Below are 17993 nucleotides of genomic sequence, written 5' to 3' on the forward strand. Positions count from 1 at the left end.
GTTTGGCCTTAAATTCATCGTTCTGAAGCAGGCCGCTGCGCGCCCTGCGAGAAAAAGCGCCGGTGATTGGTCACCGGCATGCGCGCCCGTATCGACGCCTGTTCACTGCTATCGCGTTCGGCCAGTAACACCGCTTCGCCTTGATCCTGTTGCGCCAGCACTCGCCCCCAAGGGTCGACAATCGCCGCGTGGCCAAAGGTTTCCCGTGGGCCTGGGTGCACACCGCCCTGGGCGGCTGCCAGCAGGTAGCACTGGGTTTCAATGGCCCGCGCACGAATAAGCACATCCCAGTGCGCAGCCCCAGTCACCGCCGTGAAAGCCGAAGGCGCGGTAATCAGTTCAGCCCCCGCCGCGCGCAACTCGCTGTACAGCTCCGGGAAACGCAGGTCGTAACACACCGTCAACCCCACACGGCCCACCGGCGTATCCGCCACCACCACCTGGCTACCGAAAGCATAGTCGTCAGATTCGCGATAACGACCGCGAGCGTCCGCTACGTCCACATCAAACAGATGGAGTTTGTCGTAGCGAGCGACGATTTCACCCTGATCGTTGATCAGCAGCGAGCAAGCATTGGGTTTGGCGTGGGGCTGGTCCTTGGGCGGCAACGGCAATGTGCCGGCCACTATCCATAAGGTGAGGTCGCGGGCGGCCTGTTTCAACCAGGGCAGCACAGGGCCTTGGCCCAACGCCTCGGCGCGACCAATGTCGGCCACGTCACGGCGCCCCATGGCCGCGAAATTCTCCGGCAGCACCGCGAGTTTCGCGCCACCGGCCGCCGCCTGCTCCAGCAGGCGACGCGCCTGGGCGAGATTGGCCAGCACGTCACTCTGGCTGACCATTTGAATTACCGCAAAGGACATGGGCCGACACTCCATACAAAGCATGGGGCCATGCTACTCCACAGCCTCTCAGTTTGGCTTTTCAAATGGCTTGTCGAAGGTGATTTTCGGATCCTTCCAAGGGCCTTGCACCTTGTATTGCACACTGGCAAAGCGCGAAACCCGGTCACCGATCAGCTTGTCGATCAAAAACAGCGCACCACCAATGGCCGGCGCGCCGACAATCAGCGCCGCAATCGGCAGGTTGTTGGTTACAGGCAACGTGACCAGCAACTTGGCGTCGACGCGATCGGCAACCAGATCCAGGGTGCCGTTAAGCTCAAGATTGGTGGAAGGCCCGGTCATGGTGATGGGTTCGCGGGTCACGAACACGCCATTACTGGCGGCCAACAAGCCTTTGACCCGGTCGTAGCTCAAGCCCTTGCCGAACAAGTCGGAAAAGTCCAAACGCAAACGCCGGCCAATGGAGTTGAAGTTAAGCAGGCCAAACACGCGCAATGCCTGGGCCCCGCCCTCCACTTCGACGAACTGACCTTTACGGAACGCGGCATCCAGGCTGCCGGAAAACCGCTTGGGCCCGACCCAGGCCGGCGAACCCGGCCAGCGGCCATCCACGTCCAGGTGGAAGTCTTCGCTGGTCACCGTAGGCGCAAAACCCCACCCTTTGAGCACATCGGCAATGTTGCGGCCATCGAGGCGGCCCTTGTACCAACTGCTGCTGGCGCCTGGCGCACCTTCCCAACCCCCGGCGCCCTTGAGCAGCATGCCCTTGAGGCCAAGGTCGAGGTTATTGAAGGCCAGGCCCTTGGCGGTCGGGCGGATCCTCAGCGACCAGGCCCCGATCAGGTCCGAACCCTGGAACAATTGGTCGACGGCAATATCCAGGGCCGGAATGCTTTTTGGGTCGATATCGGCCAGCGGGTCCGGCGCGTTTTCGTCCGCCTGCGCGGTTGGGTCTGGCGCAGGCAATTTCACGTACTTGAGGTTGACCGCAATCGGCGCGCCTTTGGCGTCCGGCAGGTTCACCGTGCCCTTGGCTTGCTGGCTATCGAGTTGCAGGCCCCAGGCCGCTGGTTTGCGATCAAGCTGCAAGCTGACCTGGTCAAACTGGGTACCAAACCCGGTCAGTTTGCCTACTTTGAAATCAGCGCCACTGAGCAGTTGCTTGGCATTGCCACCGGGATCATTGCCCGCGTAGCGATCCACAAGTTTCTTCCAGGGGTCGATATCCAGCTCCGACAGCACGCCACGAATGCGCAGGCCCTTGGCACCGGGCAGCACCGCATCACCATCGCCAAGGAACAGTTCGCCGCGGCCATCATTGAAGTTGTCCGGCGGCGCGGCAAAAGTGAAATTCGCCAACTCGCCGTAATCAAACCAGTAACGGCGCTCAGCACCCTGCAAAGTCATGCGAAAGGTGCTGTCACGGCCCTGGCTGGCCGGCATGCCAAACGGCGCCGGCAGGTCCACCGCGACACCCTTGAGGTTGGAATTGACCATCAACTGGCTGTCTGCGCCGTCGAGGATCACTTGCAATTGGTACGGGATATCGCCGGAGACCGGCAGCGGCTGGCTGACTTTCAACCAGTCCGTGAGGCGCTTGACGGTGACCTGGCCATTGGCGGTCACGCGAGTGCTGATATTGCCCGGCTTACCTTCGGCAAAAATCTGCGCCGTGATGGGACGGTCGAACGCCTGGGCCGAGATCTTCTGCCCGCTCAGGCCCTTGGCGCTGTCGAAGCGAAAATCACCCTTGAGCTGGGTCAGTTCCAAAGGCGGCTCCGCCAATTGCAGGCGCGCCTTGTCGGTCTTGAAGTCCACCACGATCTTGGGCTCAGTGCCTTTGGCCAGCGGTACGTCCAAGTCCAGGCTACCTTGCAGGTCGCCCTCGCCTTTCCAGCCAGCGAACGTAGACGCCGTGCCGATCGGGGCTTCTTGAAGGATCTTCAGGCCGTCGCCCAAACCGCCGGAGAACCCACCCGTGAGCAGCAGATGACTGTCCCCGCCCGCTGGGGCGTGGGGGATATTGACGTAGACATCCTTGACCTGGGTGTCGAGCAACTGGCCCTTGCTCGCCAGAATGCGTACACCGCTCTCCTCGACGAACACTTCCCCATTGACCTTGTTCACATGAGGCCAGCCGGGCTGGAAGGCCAGTTCGGCATCATGCACCTTGAAGAACAGGCTGATATTGCGCGACGCCGGCAGCGCATTGTGGCTGAGCGAACCCTGGTACTGGAAAAAGCCTTCGTCCACCGCGCCCTTGAGGATCGCCGTGCGCAGCCATTCATCCAGCGCCGGGCTCAACACGGCCGGTAGATACTTGGGGGTGAAACGGCCATCACCATCGACCATGCCGACCCGCAGGTCCATGTAGTCTTCCTGGCTGTGGTCGAAATGCAGGCGAATCAGGAAGTCCGCCGCCACCTTGCCTTCCTCGCCCAGTACCTTGATATACGGGGCGATCAAGGTGAAGCCTTGCTTGTCCAGCTTCCAGGTCAGGCGCGCATTGGCCTGGATGTATTGCCACGGCTTGGCGAAGATCGGATACAGATGCAAGGAGAAGTCCTTGCTGTCCATGCGCAACTCGCCCTGGCCCAGGTCGCCACTGATACTGCCGGACACATTGCGTGCGGCCGGCGCGCCGAAGTACGCATCGAAGCCGACACGCTCCAGGTTGGCGGCAAAACTGAGTTTGCGGTCGGTGGTGTCTTGCGGCCGGAAGTCCACCAGCACATTGCGTAACAGCCCGGTGGCTTTGAGGTGTTCGACGGCCTTGGCGAAACCGTCCGGCAGCGGTGCCAAGGCGTTGAGCAGCGGCGTAATGGGAGTCAGGTCGAGACGGTCGGCCTGCAACTTCCACACTTCCTGTTCCTTGTCGGTGGCCAGGCTTTGCTGCAATTGCAGGCGCGATTCCCAGCGGGTTTCGCCGATGTTCATCGCCAGGGAATCAAACAGTACCTTGAGACCAGTGTCACTGCGCTGCAGGTAGGCGGTCAGGGCCAGGTTTTCGAGGTGTACCGGCTTACGGTCGGCGTAGCTGCCCTTCACTTGGGGCGAATTGAGGCGTACCGCCGCGCTTTGCACCGTGCCTTTGGCCCAACTGAGCCAAAACTCGCCGCCGGCCTTCAATTGCGTCAGCTTCCATTGCTGGGTCAGCCTGGCGGGAATCCATTTGGCCCAGTCGCTTTGCGGCAGGCTCAGGTAGGCATCGACCTCAGCGTCTTGCCACTGGCTGGCGCGAATGCGGCTACGCAGGCTGACCGCCAACGGTTGGCCGTCGGGCAATGTCAAGCGAGCGTCCAGGCGCTGCTGGCTCATGCCGGTATGCAGGCTCAGGCCCACATAGGTCACGGTCACCGGCGCCTGGTCGAAGGGTTGCAGGGTCACCTGGCTGTCCAGCACCGACACGCGCTTGACCATCTGCATGCGCGTCAGCAGTTGTTGCGGGTCCAACGGCTGGTCGTCCTGCACCGGCAAGCCTTGCAGCGTCCAGCGGCCGTCCTGGTCTTCCTTGACACTCAGTTGCAGGCCACTCACCTGCAGATGAGCGATGCGCACTTCGCGGGCCAACAGGCTAGCCCAAATGTCCGGCACCACTTCCACCTGGTCCAGGCGCAAGGCACTGCTACCCTCGCCGACCATGACGTCGTGGGCCAGCAATACCGGGGCAAACCCGCTCCAGCGGCCCTCAAGGCTACCGATATGCAGCGGCGTCTCCAGCGCAGCCTGGGCCTTGGCTTCGACTTCGGCGCGGTATTCGGCCACCAGCGGGGTGAGTTCGCGCCCCAGGCTCACGTACACCGCTGCCAATACCAGCAGCAACGCGCACAGGCCCAGGCCCCAACGGGTCAAAGCGGCAAAAAAGCGTATCAGACGCTCCATGTCAGGCGACCCTCAAAAAACAGTTAGCGGACGGCAGATCAAGGTCTGCCGGTCTCGAAGAAAGTGCACAGCTGGGGATCAGAGCAACACCACGTCGTATTGTTCCTGTGAATACATGGTTTCGACCTGGAAGCGAATGGTGCGACCGATAAAACTCTCCAGTTCGGCGACGTTACCGGACTCTTCGTCCAGCAGGCGATCCACCACCTTCTGATTGGCAAGTACTCTATAACCTTCGGCCTGGTAGGCGCGCGCCTCGCGCAGGATCTCGCGGAAAATCTCGTAGCAAACCGTTTCCGGAGTCTTCAGTTTGCCGCGGCCCTGGCAGCTGCTGCACGGCTCGCACAGCACCTGCTCGAGGCTTTCGCGCGTGCGCTTGCGGGTCATCTGCACCAGGCCCAACTCGGTGATGCCGATGATGTTGGTCTTGGCGTGATCGCGCTCCAGTTGCTTCTCAAGCGTGCGCAGCACCTGGCGCTGGTGCTCTTCATCTTCCATGTCGATGAAGTCGATGATGATGATGCCGCCCAGGTTGCGCAGGCGCAGTTGACGGGCGATGGCCGTGGCCGCTTCGAGATTGGTCTTGAAGATGGTCTCTTCAAGGTTGCGATGGCCCACGAATGCACCGGTGTTGACGTCGATGGTGGTCATGGCTTCTGCCGGGTCCACCACCAGATAGCCGCCGGACTTGAGTGGCACCTTACGTTCCAGGGCTTTCTGGATTTCGTCTTCGACGCCATACAGGTCGAAGATCGGCCGCTCGCCAGGGTAGTGTTCCAGGCGATCAGCGATTTCTGGCATCAACTCGGCGACAAATTGCGTGGTGCGCTGGAATGTTTCCCGCGAGTCGATGCGAATTTTCTCGATCTTCGGGCTGACCAGGTCGCGTAGCGTGCGCAGCGCCAGGCCGAGGTCTTCATAGATGACGCTGGGCGCGCCGATGGTTTTGATCTGTGCATCGATCTGGTCCCACAGGCGCCGCAGGTAGCGAATATCCATGAGAATTTCATCCGCGCCAGCGCCCTCTGCGGCGGTGCGCAGGATAAACCCGCCCGCCTCCTTGATGCCCTCGGCGGCGACACAGTCGCTGACCACCTTCTTCAGGCGCTCACGCTCGGCTTCGTCTTCGATCTTCAGGGAAATGCCCACATGGGCGGTGCGCGGCATGTACACCAGGTAACGCGAGGGAATCGACAGCTGGGTGGTCAAGCGGGCGCCCTTGGAACCGATAGGGTCCTTGGTGACTTGCACCACCAGGCTCTGGCCCTCGTGCACCAGAGCGCTGATGCTTTCTACCGCAGGGCCTTCGCGCAGGGAAATTTCCGAGGCATGGATAAACGCTGCACGGTCCAGGCCGATGTCGACGAAGGCCGCCTGCATGCCCGGCAATACGCGCACCACTTTGCCTTTGTAGATATTGCCGACGATCCCGCGTTTTTGGGTGCGCTCGACATGCACTTCTTGCAGAACACCGTTCTCTACCACCGCCACGCGCGATTCCATCGGCGTGATATTGATCAGAATCTCTTCACTCATGGCTGGGTCTCGTTCAGGCGTTTTCACAATAGTGACCGGTCGCTTAAGGCTTGGCGCTGGAATACGGCGTTCAGCACACGTTAAGGTTTTGCCAACAGGGTATGCCGAATTGGGCGAGCAGTTGCGCGGTTTCGCAGACTGGCAGGCCCACCACGGCGGAATAACTGCCATTAAGCCCGGCCACAAACACCGAACCCAGCCCTTGGATAGCATAGCCGCCAGCCTTGTCCTGCGGTTCGCCACTGTGCCAGTAGGTGGTAGCCTCCTGCACAGAAACCTCGCGGAAACGTACACGGCTGCTGACACATCGGGTTTCACATTGCTGGCCGTCGGTCAGGGCAATGGCGGTAAGCACTTCATGCTCGCGGCCGGAAAGGGCCATCAGCATGGCCAGCGCATCGGCCTGATCCACCGGTTTGCCCAGGATCCGCCCATCCACGATCACCGCCGTGTCAGCCCCTAGTACGCAGGTGTTTGAGGTGTGGCCAAGCGCAACAAAACCTGCCGTCGCCTTGCCCCGCGCAAGGCGCTCGACATAGGCAACGGCAGGTTCGTTGTTAAGAGGCGTTTCATCAATAGCGGCGCTGACCAGGGTGAAGGGCACACCGATCTGGGCCAGCAGTTCACGTCGCCGCGGGGAGCCCGAGGCCAGATAAAGCGAATTCATTGCAGCCTCTCCCTGTGGGGTTCGATAACCAGGCAGAGCCTCGCAATCCATTCAATTGATTTTATAGCGACGACGCAGCCCACGCAGGCCAAAGCTGATCCAGGGCCATAACAAGGCACTGACCAGCGCCGGCAAGACCAGCGCCAGGGTCGGCTGGCGGTTGCCAGTCAACGCGCTGAGCCACAGTTGCACCAACTGCGCCAGGCCGAAGATCACCAGGATCACCAGGCACTGCTGCCACATCGGGAACATGCGCAAGCGCTGCTGCAGCGACAGCACCAGGAAGGTTATCAGGGTGAGGATCAACGCGTTCTGGCCCAGCAAGGTGCCATACAGCACATCTTCGGCCAACCCCAGGCACATCGCTGTGACCATGCCCACCTTGTGCGGCAGGTTCAATGACCAGAACGCCAGCAACAAGGCCAGCCAGAGCGGGCGCAGGATTTCCATGAACTGCGGCAGCGGCGAAACACTGAGCAGCAAGCCGATGGCGAAGGTCAGCCAGACGATCCAGCCATTGCGTGAATGAGTACCGGCCATTATTGCTCCCTCTGCCGTGTGGTGGTCGGAGCGGCGGCAGGGGTCGCGGTCGGCGGTTTAGCTACAGCCGGCTTAGCCGGGCGCGCCGTGTGCGCTGCCGGTTGAGCGGGCGTTGCCACCGGTGCTGGTGCAGGTGTCGCCGCGGGTGCAGGCGGACCGACGAAAGCCGGTTTTGGCACCGTGGCCGGCACGATGGGCGCGGTGCCATTCTGCTGGTCTTCCGCTTCCTGAGCCTGGGCGGCGTCGTTGGCGCGCTCTTCCGGGGTACGGTTGTCGCTGAACACCAGCAGCAGGTAACGGCTGCGGTTCAGCGCGGCAGTCGGTACCGCCCGAACGATAGCGAACGGCTGGCCGGAATCGTGGATCACCTCTTTGACCGTCGCCACCGGATAACCCGCCGGGAAGCGCTGGCCCAAGCCAGAGCTGACCAACAGGTCGCCTTCCTTGATGTCGGCGGTGTCGGCCACATGGCGCAGCTCCAGGCGTTCCGGGTTGCCGGTGCCGCTGGCAATGGCGCGCAGGCCGTTACGGTTGACCTGTACCGGAATGCTATGGGTTGTATCCGTCAGCAACAGCACCCGCGAGGTGTAGGGCATCAACTCCACCACCTGGCCCATCAGGCCACGGGCATCGAGCACCGGCTGGCCAAGCACCACACCGTCGCGCTCACCCTTGTTGATGATGATGCGGTGGGTAAAGGGGTTGGGGTCCATGCCGATAAGCTCGGCCACTTCGACCTTTTCGTTGACCAGTGCGGAAGAATTGAGCAACTCGCGCAGCCGAACGTTCTGCTCGGTGAGGGCCGCCAGCTTTTGCATGCGCCCCTGCAACAGCAGGTTTTCAGTCTTGAGTTTTTCGTTCTCGGCGACCAGTTCGGTGCGGCTGCCAAATTGGCTGGACACACCCTGGAATAGACGTTGCGGCAGGTCGGTGATCCAGTAGGTCTGCATCAACACCAGCGACATCTGGCTACGCACCGGCTTGAGCAGTGCAAAGCGGGCATCGACCACCATCAGCGCGACCGAAAGCACGGTCAGCACCAATAAGCGCACACCCAATGAGGGGCCTTTGGCGAAAAGCGGTTTAATAAGCCGCTCCTCCCAGGCAAATGTTCTCTTTATTCATACGGCATCAAACCGGCCTGGATGCAGATTGAAGAAGATAAACGCCAACAGGCAGCACTGCAAAGTGCTGCCTGCCGACCAAGCATGAACCATCCAGGCAATCTTATTCGCTGGAGAGCAGGTCCATGGTGTGTTTATCCATCATTTCCAGCGCACGACCACCGCCACGGGCAACACAGGTCAGCGGGTCTTCGGCGACGATCACCGGCAGGCCGGTTTCCTGGGCCAGCAACTTGTCGAGGTCGCGCAGCAAGGCGCCACCACCGGTCAGTACCAGGCCACGCTCGGCGATATCGGAAGCCAGCTCCGGCGGCGATTGCTCCAGGGCGCTTTTCACGGCCTGAACGATGGTGGCCAGGGACTCTTGCAGAGCCTCCAGCACTTCATTGGAGTTCAGGGTGAAGGCACGTGGAACGCCTTCGGCCAGGTTGCGACCGCGCACATCGACTTCGCGCACTTCGCCGCCTGGGTAAGCGGTGCCGATTTCCTGCTTGATGCGCTCGGCGGTGGATTCGCCAATCAGGCTGCCGTAGTTACGACGCACATACGTAATGATCGCTTCGTCGAAGCGGTCGCCACCCACGCGTACGGATTCGGCATACACCACACCGTTCAGGGAAATCAGGGCGATTTCGGTCGTACCACCACCGATATCCACCACCATCGAACCGCGTGCTTCTTCAACCGGCAGGCCGGCACCGATCGCAGCGGCCATCGGCTCTTCGATCAGGAAGACTTCACGGGCACCGGCGCCAAGGGCCGATTCACGGATGGCACGACGCTCAACCTGGGTGGACTTGCACGGAACGCAGATCAGCACGCGAGGGCTGGGCTGCAGGAAACTGTTTTCGTGAACTTTGTTGATGAAGTACTGCAGCATCTTTTCGCAGACGCTGAAATCGGCGATCACGCCATCCTTCATCGGACGAATGGCAGCAATATTGCCTGGTGTACGGCCGAGCATGCGCTTGGCCTCGGTGCCAACGGCAACGACACTTTTCTGATTACCATGGGTCCGAATGGCCACAACTGATGGCTCATTCAGAACGATACCGCGCTCGCGCACGTAAATAAGGGTGTTGGCAGTGCCCAGGTCAATGGAGAGATCGCTGGAAAACATGCCACGCAGTTTCTTGAACATGGGGAAAGGACCCTAGGCAACGCGTGGGTAAAAAAGTGCGGCAAACTCTAACAACGACAGGGATTTTGGGCAAGGCGCCAATGTGCTAAATTGGCCGACTTTCTGTGCACCAACCCCCACAATCGCGGCCTTATGACCGTAGAAATGCGGTAGTGTTCCGACAATCTAACACACGGACGCCCTCCGTTCTGTTTTCCACTGGAGAATCCCATGGCGCTTGAACGCTCCGACGTGGAAAAAATCGCACATTTGGCCTCGCTTGGCCTTAATGATGCCGATCTTCCACAGACCACCGCAGCCCTGAACAGCATTCTCGGGCTGGTCGACCAAATGCAAGCCGTGAATACCGACGGCATCGAGCCCCTGGCTCACCCACTGGAAGCCAGCCAGCGCCTGCGCGCAGACGTCGTGACCGAACGCAATAATCGCGAGGCCTACCAGTCCATCGCGCCAGCGGTCGAAAACGGCCTGTACCTGGTTCCGAAAGTCATCGACTAAAGGGAAAGAGCCTTTCATGCATCACATGACTCTGGCCGAGATCGCCCGCGGTCTCGCCGACAAATCGTTTTCCAGCGAAGAGCTGACCCAGACCTTGCTGGCGCGTATCGCCGCGCTCGATCCGAAGGTCAACAGCTTCATCAGCCTCACCGAGGAGCTGGCCCTGAGCCAGGCCAAGGCCGCCGACGCCCGTCGCGCAAACGGTGAGAACGGCGCGCTGCTCGGCGCACCGATCGCCCACAAGGACCTGTTCTGCACCCAGGGCATTCGCACCAGCTGCGGCTCGAAGATGCTCGACAACTTCAAGGCGCCCTACGACGCCACTGTGGTCGCCAAGCTGGCCGCTGCCGGGGCCGTGACCCTGGGCAAGACCAACATGGACGAATTCGCCATGGGGTCGGCCAACGAGTCGAGCTACTACGGCGCGGTGAAAAACCCGTGGAACCTGGAACACGTACCGGGTGGTTCCTCCGGTGGTTCGGCTGCGGCCGTGGCCGCGCGCTTCCTGCCCGCCGCTACCGCCACCGACACCGGCGGTTCGATCCGCCAGCCAGCGGCCTTCACCAACCTCACCGGCCTGAAGCCGACCTACGGTCGCGTTTCCCGCTGGGGCATGATCGCCTATGCGTCCAGCCTGGATCAGGGCGGCCCGTTGGCACGCACCGCTGAAGACTGCGCAATATTGTTACAAGGCATGGCAGGTTTTGATAAACAGGACTCCACCAGCATCGACGAGCCCGTGCCGGACTATAGCGCCAGCCTGAATACCTCGATCAAGGGCCTGCGCATCGGCGTGCCGAAGGAATATTTCAGCGCCGGCCTCGACCCGCGTATCGCCGAGCTGGTGCAAAACAGCATCAAAGAGCTGGAAAAGCTCGGTGCCGTGATCAAGGAAATCAGCCTGCCGAACAACCAGCACGCGATTCCCGCCTACTACGTGATCGCGCCAGCAGAGGCGTCTTCCAACCTGTCGCGTTTCGACGGCGTGCGCTTCGGCTATCGCTGCGAAAACCCGAAAGACCTCACCGACCTGTACAAACGCTCCCGTGGCGAAGGCTTCGGCAGTGAAGTGCAGCGCCGTATCATGGTCGGCGCCTACGCCCTGTCGGCCGGCTACTACGACGCGTACTACCTCAAGGCGCAGAAAATCCGTCGCCTGATCAAGAACGACTTCATGGCCGCCTTTGAAGAAGTCGATGTGATCCTCGGCCCGACCGCGCCGAACCTGGCCTGGAAGATCGGCGCCAAGACCGGCGACCCGATCGCCGAGTACCTGGAAGACCTCTACACCATCACCGCCAACCTCGCGGGCTTGCCGGGGTTGTCCATGCCCGCAGGTTTCGTCGATGGCCTGCCGGTGGGCGTGCAATTGCTCGCCCCGTATTTCCAGGAAGGCCGCCTGCTCAATGTGGCGCACCAGTACCAGTTGAACACCGACTGGCACACCCGCACCCCTACCGGCTTCTGAGGAGAACACTATGCAATGGGAAGTTGTGATCGGGCTGGAGATTCATACCCAGCTCGCCACCCAATCGAAGATTTTCTCCGGTAGCGCCACCACGTTCGGCTCTGAGCCCAATACCCAGGCCAGCCTGGTAGACCTGGGCATGCCCGGCGTGCTGCCGGTGCTGAACCAGGAAGCGGTGCGCATGGCGGTGATGTTCGGCCTGGCGATTGACGCCGAGATCGGCCAGCACAACGTGTTTGCGCGCAAGAACTACTTCTACCCGGACCTGCCCAAGGGCTACCAGATCAGCCAGATGGAACTGCCGATTGTCGGCAAGGGCCACCTGGACATTCCCCTGGAAGACGGCACCATCAAGCGCGTCGGCGTGACCCGCGCGCACTTGGAAGAAGACGCCGGCAAAAGCCTGCACGAAGAATTCCCGGGCGCCACCGGTATCGACCTGAACCGTGCCGGCACGCCGCTGCTGGAAATCGTGTCCGAGCCGGACATGCGCAGTGCCAAGGAAGCCGTGGCCTACGTCAAGACCATCCACGCGCTGGTGCGCTACCTGGGCATCTGCGACGGCAACATGGCCGAAGGCTCGCTGCGTTGCGACTGCAACGTGTCGATCCGCCCCAAGGGCCAGGTCGAGTTCGGCACCCGCTGCGAGATCAAGAACGTCAACTCGTTCCGCTTCATCGAGAAGGCGATCAACAGCGAAGTGCGTCGCCAGATCGAGCTGATCGAAGACGGCGGCAAGGTGATCCAGCAAACGCGCCTGTACGACCCGAACAAAGACGAAACCCGCGCCATGCGCAGTAAAGAGGAAGCCAACGACTACCGTTACTTCCCCGACCCGGACCTGTTGCCGGTGGTGCTGGAGGATTCATTCCTCACTGATATCCGCGCAACCCTGCCGGAATTGCCGCAGCAAAAACGCGAGCGCTTCCAGGAGCAGTTCGGCCTTTCCGTCTACGATGCCAGCGTTCTGGCCTCCAGCCGTGAACAAGCCAACTACTTCGAAAAAGTCGTGAGCATTGCCGGCGACGCCAAGCTGGCGGCTAACTGGGTGATGGTCGAGCTGGGCAGCCTGTTGAACAAACAGGGCCTGGAAATCGACGAAGCGCCGGTCACCGCCGAGCAGCTGGGTGGCATGCTGCTGCGCATCAAGGACAACACCATCTCCGGCAAAATTGCCAAGACCGTGTTCGAAGCGATGGCCGCCGGTGAAGGCAATGCCGACGAGATCATCGAAAAGCGTGGCCTCAAGCAAGTCACCGACAGCGGCGCCATCTCGGCCGTACTCGATGAAATGCTCGCGGCCAATGCCGAGCAGGTCGAGCAATACCGCGCGGCAGACGAAGCCAAGCGCGGCAAGATGTTCGGCTTCTTTGTCGGCCAGGCGATGAAAGCCTCCAAGGGCAAAGCCAACCCGCAACAGGTGAACGAACTGCTCAAAAGCAAGCTCGAAGGCTGATTGCAGTGAAATGGTTGGAGCAGAATCCAAATTCTGGCTCTAACTCCTGTGGGAGCGGGCTTGCTCGCGAAAGCGGACTGACAGCCAACATATATGTTGAATGTTCTACCGCATTCGCGAGCAAGCCCGCTCCCACATTTGCTACCGGGGCATATCTGAAATGAAGCGTCTACTCGGCCTCCTGGCCCTGTCCTCCCTGCTGGCCGGTTGCGCCAGCGGCCTCATCGACCCCAACGGCTACGACGAAACCGGCACCGCGTCCTATTACGGCGCCAAGCACCATGGCAAGAGAACTGCCAGCGGTGAACCTTTCAACCAGAACGCCTTGACCGCCGCCCATCGGCGCCTGCCCTTCGGCACCCAGGTCAAGGTGACCAACCTCGACAACAACCGTTCTGTCGTGGTGCGTATCAATGATCGCGGCCCGCATACCCGTGGGCGCCTGATCGACCTTTCACGCAAGGCTGCCGAGCAACTGCGCATGCTGAGCAGCGGCACCGCGCGGGTTCGCGTGCAAGCCCTGAACAACTGATCGAGGCAGCCTTGAGCATTTTCGGATTGAACGCCCTATCGCCCTGGAGCCTGCTCGAACTGGTGGGCGGCCTGATCTTGCTGATCGTCGGCGCTGAAATCCTGGTACGCGCCGCGGTGCGCCTGGCGGCGAGCCTCAAGGTGCGGCCACTGATCATCGGCTTGAGTATCGTCGCCTTCGGCAGCAGTGCGCCACAGATGACCGTGAGCCTGCAGGCCACGCTGGCTGGCAACACGGACATTGCCGTAGGCAGCGTCATTGGCAGCAGCATCTTCAATATCCTCGTGACCCTGGGCTTGTCCGCACTGATCATTCCGCTGCGGGTCTCGCGGCAGCTGGTGCGCGTGGATATCCCGGTGATGATCGTCGCCGGCCTGCTGGTGTTTATCCTGGCCGCCAATGAAATGCTGACGCCCTTCGATGGCGCCGTGCTGCTGGTGGCACTGGTGGCCTACCTGGGCGTATTGCATTACCAGACACGCCACTCCCGCCGCCCGCGCACCCTCGACACCGTTGCCAAAGCGCCATGGCTGAGCAGTGTGCTGCTGATGCTCGGCGGCTTGCTGGTGCTGGTGCTGGCCGGGCATTTGTTGCTCGGCGCAGCGGTGGACGTGGCGGGCGACCTGGGCCTGTCGGAGCGCGTCATCGGCCTCACGTTGATCGGCGTCGGCACCTCGCTGCCGTGCCTGGCCACGTCGCTGATCGCCGCCTTGCGTGGCGAACGGGAGATTGCCGTGGGCAACGTGATCGGCAGCAACCTGTTCAACCTGCTCGGCGTGCTGGGCTTTACCGCCCTGGTGGCGCCGACGCCGCTGTCGGTCTCGCCCAATGCCCTGGACTTCGATTTACCGGTGATGCTCGGCGCCATCATCCTGTGCCTGCCGGTGTTTTATACCGGTTACCGGGTAACGCGCATCGAAGGGCTGGTGTTGCTGGGGCTGTACCTGGCCTACGGCCTGCATGTCATGGCCTTCACCACTGGCATGCCGCTGGCCAACAAGCTTGAACAATTGATGCTGTATTACGTCCTGCCGGCGTTAGGCGCTCTGCTGTTGTTCACCTCACTGCGCGCCTGGCACCGCCAACACAAGAGGGAATCGCAATGACCGATCAGAAAAAGCCCGGGATTGAAGTGCGTCGCCAGGTCATGGGCGATGTATTCGTCGACCGCGCCCTGGGCAATGCCACAGCGTTCACCCAACCGCTGCAGGACTTCGTCAATGAGCACGCGTGGGGCAGCGTCTGGAACCGCGAAGGTTTGCCACTCAAGACCCGCAGCCTGATCACCCTCGCCGCCCTCACCGCTCTCAAGTGCCCGCAGGAACTCAAGGGCCATGTGCGCGGTGCGCTGAATAATGGCTGTACGGTCGAGGAGATTCGCGAAGCGCTGCTGCATTGCGCGGTGTATGCCGGGGTGCCGGCGGCGATTGATGCGTTTCGGGCGGCGCAGGAAGTGATTGAGGCGTATCAAGCCGATCAGCAGTGACTGCCCGATCGCCTTCGCGAGCAAGCCCGCTCCCACATTTGTCCGAGTTTCAGCATGAGAATGCGGTCGAATGTGGGAGCGGGCTTGCTCGCGAATGGCCCTGAAGACCGCGCAAAACTTAGATCCAGCCACCCGCTTGCAACACAAAAATCCCGATATTCGTGGTCACAGCCGCCATCAGCGTGGTGATCACGATAATCGCCGCCGCCAACTCATGATTCCCTTCCGCCGCCCGAGCCATCACAAAGCTCGCGGCCGCAGTCGGTGCGCCGAAATACAAGAACAGAATCCCCAACTCCGGCCCTCGGAACCCCAGCAACCACGCGCCCAGGGTGGCAATCACCGGCAGCCAGATCATCTTCATCAGGCTTGCGCTCAAGGCCATGTTGCCGCTCTTGCGCAGCGCGGCCATGGACAAGGTGCCACCGATGCAAATCAATGCCAACGGCAGCGTGGTGTCGGACAGGTACTGCAAGGATTTCTCAAGCCAACCGGGCACGCCGATCTGGAAGTACGCGAACGGCGTGGCGACGATCACGCTGATAATCAGCGGGTTGGCCATTACGCTTTTGAAGATGCTCCACGGGTCGGACTTGATCACCGGGCTATACACCGCCAGCACGATGGTCGACAGCGTGTTGTAAAAGAGGATCACCAGCGCGGCGAGGATCGCGCCCAGGGAGATGCCGTAGTCGCCGTACATACTGGCTGCCAGCGCCAGGCCGATGACCCCGTTGTTGCCACGAAACGCGCCCTGGGCGTAGATGCCTCGGTCTTCGCGTTTGCAACGAAAGATCGCCCAGCCCCAGGCCATGGCAAAGCTCACCAGGGTGGCGACGCAAAAGTAGATGAGTAGCCCCGGCTTGAGCGCCGAGTGCAGGTCGGCATGCAGAATGCCCAGGAACAGCAGCGCCGGCATGGCCACGTTGAACACCAGGGACGATGCGGTGTGGATAAAATTGTCGTTGATCCAGTTGATGCGCTTTAGAAACACGCCCAGGAACAGCATGGCGAACACCGGCGCGGTGATGGTGAGGGTGGTGAGGAAGATTGCCAGCATGCCGGGGAGAACCTTGGTGGGCGTCGTTAGTTGGCTAATGATAAGCCAGTACGAGCGGGTTCGTGTGGGCAACGCACTTCAAATGTAGGAGCGAGCTTGCTCGCGAGAAACTCCCAGGCGCCGCGTTCATTCAGTTAACACGCGTTATCGTTGGCGTTTTTCGCGAGCAAGCTCGCTCCTACAGGGTTAGCGCCGAGTCTCAGGTAATGGGCGCCGGGTTGAACAGCGTGATGTCGTTATGCAGCTTGTGCCGCTCCGCCCAGGTCTGCTTCTTGCCGCTGGCCACATCCAGATAGAAGTGGAACAGCTCCCAGCCCAGCTCCTCGATACTCGCGCGCCCCGTGGCAATGCGCCCGGCGTCGATATCGATCAGGTCCGGCCAACGCTGGGCCAGCTCGGTGCGGGTCGAAACCTTCACCACCGGCGCCATCGCCAGCCCGTAAGGCGTGCCGCGCCCGGTGGTGAACACGTGCAGGTTCATCCCCGCCGCCAGTTGCAAGGTGCCGCAGACAAAATCACTGGCCGGTGTGGCGCAGAAGATCAGGCCCTTTTCCTTGAAGCGCTCGCCAGGGCCAAGTACTCCATTGATCGCACTGCTGCCGGATTTGACGATGGAGCCCAAGGATTTTTCGACAATGTTCGACAGCCCGCCCTTCTTGTTACCCGGCGTGGTATTGGCGCTTCGGTCCGCCTCGCCCTTGGCCAGGTAACGGTCGTACCAGTCCATTTCCCTGACCAACTCACGGGCAACGTCTTCGTTTTGCGCGCGTGAAGTCAGCAGGTAAATCGCATCGCGCACTTCCGTCACTTCGGAAAACATCACCGTCGCGCCGGCGCGCAGCAACAGGTCCGAGGCATAGCCCAGCGCCGGGTTGGCGGTGATGCCGGAAAACGCATCGCTGCCGCCGCACTGCATGCCCAGGATCAGCTCGGAGGCCGGCACGGTTTCGCGGCGGCGCTGGTCGAGTTTCTTCAAGCGCACCTCGGCCAGGGCCATGATCTGCTCGATCATTTCGGTAAAGCCGTGGCTGGAATCCTGCAGGCGATACAACCATGGCTCGCTCAGGTCCACGGAGCTGTCGTTGTCGTGCATCACCTGGCCGGCCTGGAGCTTTTCGCAGCCCAGGCTGATCACCAAGGCTTCGCCGCCCAGGTTGGGGTTACGCGCCAGGTTGCGCACCGTGCGGATGGGGATGTAGGCATCCGTCGCCGTAATCGCCACGCCGCAGCCGTAGCTGTGGGTCAGCGCCACCACGTCATCGACATGCGGGTAGTTGGGCAGCAACTCGTCCTTGATGCGCTTGACCGCATGGTCCAGCACGCCGGTAACGCATTGCACGGTGGTGGTAATGCCGAGGATATTGCGCGTGCCCACGGTGCCGTCCGCGTTGCGATAGCCCTCGAAGGTAAACCCCTCCAGGGGTGCCTGGGTTTCAGGCACCTCGGTGGACAGCGGCAAGCTGTCCAGCGGTGGTGCGGTGGGCATGCGCAACTGGTCCTCCTGCACCCAACTGCCGCGCGGAATCGGTGCCAGGGCATAACCGATGGTCTGGCCGTAGCGAATAATCTGGCCGCCCTCGGGGATGTCTTCCAGCGTCACCTTGTGGCTCTGCGGGATGAAATCCACGGTGACCAGGCCGTCGGGAAACTCGGTACCGGCGGGTACCCCTTGATCGTTCACCACGATCACCACATTGTCGCGCTCGTGCAAACGGATCGAGCGCGGCGAGTCGGCATGTTCAATCAACTGCATCACAC

At 61.4% G+C, this 17993-nt stretch carries 15 protein-coding genes; 6 read left to right on the top strand and 9 right to left on the bottom strand.

Going from position 1 to position 17993, the window contains the following annotated elements:
* Positions 1-14: 14 nt before the first annotated feature.
* From CRN80_RS03325 to mreB, 7 genes are all read right to left on the bottom strand, one after another.
* The gene (locus tag CRN80_RS03325; RefSeq protein ID WP_032893563.1) at positions 15-863 is read right to left on the bottom strand and encodes a carbon-nitrogen hydrolase family protein; all 849 of its coding nucleotides are present in this window, start codon (positions 861-863) and stop codon (positions 15-17) included.
* A 48-nt stretch (positions 864-911) separates the two neighbouring features.
* Complete coding sequence (locus CRN80_RS03330) at positions 912-4727, bottom strand: YhdP family protein (protein WP_098949566.1); 3816 nt, start codon at positions 4725-4727, stop codon at positions 912-914.
* 78 nt (positions 4728-4805) lie between these two features.
* Positions 4806-6263: a ribonuclease G gene (gene rng / locus CRN80_RS03335; protein ID WP_003188562.1), complete on the bottom strand. Its 1458-nt coding sequence runs from the start codon at positions 6261-6263 to the stop codon at positions 4806-4808.
* A 70-nt stretch (positions 6264-6333) separates the two neighbouring features.
* A complete protein-coding gene (locus CRN80_RS03340) occupies positions 6334-6930 on the bottom strand; it encodes a nucleoside triphosphate pyrophosphatase (protein WP_098949567.1) in 597 nt (198 codons plus the stop codon).
* A 51-nt stretch (positions 6931-6981) separates the two neighbouring features.
* Positions 6982-7470 (bottom strand): rod shape-determining protein MreD, encoded by a 489-nt coding sequence (gene mreD / locus CRN80_RS03345; protein ID WP_003188558.1) that lies wholly within the window; start codon positions 7468-7470, stop codon positions 6982-6984.
* Positions 7470-8528: a rod shape-determining protein MreC gene (mreC, locus tag CRN80_RS03350; protein WP_032893567.1), complete on the bottom strand. Its 1059-nt coding sequence runs from the start codon at positions 8526-8528 to the stop codon at positions 7470-7472. The genes mreD and mreC overlap by 1 nt, the downstream gene beginning before the upstream one ends.
* A 169-nt stretch (positions 8529-8697) precedes the next feature.
* Positions 8698-9735, bottom strand: a complete 1038-nt coding sequence (gene mreB / locus CRN80_RS03355; protein ID WP_002555108.1) for a rod shape-determining protein MreB — start codon at positions 9733-9735, stop codon at positions 8698-8700.
* A 210-nt stretch (positions 9736-9945) separates the two neighbouring features.
* Between mreB and gatC the strand changes: the two genes are divergently transcribed.
* From gatC to CRN80_RS03385, 6 genes are all read left to right on the top strand, one after another.
* Positions 9946-10233 carry an Asp-tRNA(Asn)/Glu-tRNA(Gln) amidotransferase subunit GatC gene (gene gatC / locus CRN80_RS03360; protein WP_003188556.1) on the top strand — a complete coding sequence of 96 codons (288 nt, stop codon included), beginning with the start codon at positions 9946-9948 and terminating at the stop codon, positions 10231-10233.
* A gap of 16 nt (positions 10234-10249) precedes the next feature.
* Positions 10250-11701 carry an Asp-tRNA(Asn)/Glu-tRNA(Gln) amidotransferase subunit GatA gene (gatA, locus tag CRN80_RS03365; protein WP_014716920.1) on the top strand — a complete coding sequence of 484 codons (1452 nt, stop codon included), beginning with the start codon at positions 10250-10252 and terminating at the stop codon, positions 11699-11701.
* A 10-nt stretch (positions 11702-11711) separates the two neighbouring features.
* Entirely contained in the window at positions 11712-13157 is a 1446-nt protein-coding gene (gene gatB, locus CRN80_RS03370; RefSeq protein ID WP_098949568.1) for an Asp-tRNA(Asn)/Glu-tRNA(Gln) amidotransferase subunit GatB, read from the top strand.
* Positions 13158-13317: 160 nt separating this feature from the next.
* The gene (locus CRN80_RS03375) at positions 13318-13689 is read left to right on the top strand and encodes a septal ring lytic transglycosylase RlpA family protein (RefSeq protein ID WP_003188549.1); all 372 of its coding nucleotides are present in this window, start codon (positions 13318-13320) and stop codon (positions 13687-13689) included.
* A 50-nt stretch (positions 13690-13739) separates the two neighbouring features.
* On the top strand, positions 13740-14795 hold the full coding sequence (locus CRN80_RS03380) for a calcium/sodium antiporter (protein ID WP_178081032.1): 1056 nt from the start codon (positions 13740-13742) through the stop codon (positions 14793-14795).
* A complete protein-coding gene (locus tag CRN80_RS03385) occupies positions 14792-15175 on the top strand; it encodes a carboxymuconolactone decarboxylase family protein (protein WP_098949570.1) in 384 nt (127 codons plus the stop codon). Before CRN80_RS03380 ends, CRN80_RS03385 begins: the two co-directional genes overlap by 4 nt.
* Before the next feature lie 118 nt (positions 15176-15293).
* Here the strand turns inward: CRN80_RS03385 and CRN80_RS03390 are convergent, their stop codons facing one another.
* Entirely contained in the window at positions 15294-16235 is a 942-nt protein-coding gene (locus tag CRN80_RS03390) for an AEC family transporter (RefSeq protein WP_032893571.1), read from the bottom strand.
* Positions 16236-16434: 199 nt separating this feature from the next.
* The gene (garD, locus tag CRN80_RS03395) at positions 16435-17988 is read right to left on the bottom strand and encodes a galactarate dehydratase (RefSeq protein WP_003188543.1); all 1554 of its coding nucleotides are present in this window, start codon (positions 17986-17988) and stop codon (positions 16435-16437) included.
* Between the last annotated feature and the right edge of the window lie 5 nt (positions 17989-17993).

Origin of the sequence: Pseudomonas sp. FDAARGOS_380, assembly GCF_002591235.1 — a bacterium.
Taxonomy (GTDB): domain Bacteria; phylum Pseudomonadota; class Gammaproteobacteria; order Pseudomonadales; family Pseudomonadaceae; genus Aquipseudomonas; species Aquipseudomonas salmasensis.

Excerpts from the sequence above, each read along its gene's own strand:
- CRN80_RS03325 (WP_032893563.1), bottom strand. The coding sequence starts at position 863 with ATGTCCTTTGCGGTAATTCAAATGGTCAGCCAGAGTGACGTGCTGGCC.
- CRN80_RS03330 (WP_098949566.1), bottom strand. The coding sequence starts at position 4,727 with ATGGAGCGTCTGATACGCTTTTTTGCCGCTTTGACCCGTTGGGGCCTG.
- rng (WP_003188562.1), bottom strand. The coding sequence starts at position 6,263 with ATGAGTGAAGAGATTCTGATCAATATCACGCCGATGGAATCGCGCGTG.
- CRN80_RS03340 (WP_098949567.1), bottom strand. The coding sequence starts at position 6,930 with ATGAATTCGCTTTATCTGGCCTCGGGCTCCCCGCGGCGACGTGAACTG.
- mreD (WP_003188558.1), bottom strand. The coding sequence starts at position 7,470 with ATGGCCGGTACTCATTCACGCAATGGCTGGATCGTCTGGCTGACCTTC.
- mreB (WP_002555108.1), bottom strand. The coding sequence starts at position 9,735 with ATGTTCAAGAAACTGCGTGGCATGTTTTCCAGCGATCTCTCCATTGAC.
- gatC (WP_003188556.1), top strand. The coding sequence starts at position 9,946 with ATGGCGCTTGAACGCTCCGACGTGGAAAAAATCGCACATTTGGCCTCG.
- gatA (WP_014716920.1), top strand. The coding sequence starts at position 10,250 with ATGCATCACATGACTCTGGCCGAGATCGCCCGCGGTCTCGCCGACAAA.
- gatB (WP_098949568.1), top strand. The coding sequence starts at position 11,712 with ATGCAATGGGAAGTTGTGATCGGGCTGGAGATTCATACCCAGCTCGCC.
- CRN80_RS03375 (WP_003188549.1), top strand. The coding sequence starts at position 13,318 with ATGAAGCGTCTACTCGGCCTCCTGGCCCTGTCCTCCCTGCTGGCCGGT.
- CRN80_RS03385 (WP_098949570.1), top strand. The coding sequence starts at position 14,792 with ATGACCGATCAGAAAAAGCCCGGGATTGAAGTGCGTCGCCAGGTCATG.
- CRN80_RS03390 (WP_032893571.1), bottom strand. The coding sequence starts at position 16,235 with ATGCTGGCAATCTTCCTCACCACCCTCACCATCACCGCGCCGGTGTTC.
- garD (WP_003188543.1), bottom strand. The coding sequence starts at position 17,988 with ATGCAGTTGATTGAACATGCCGACTCGCCGCGCTCGATCCGTTTGCAC.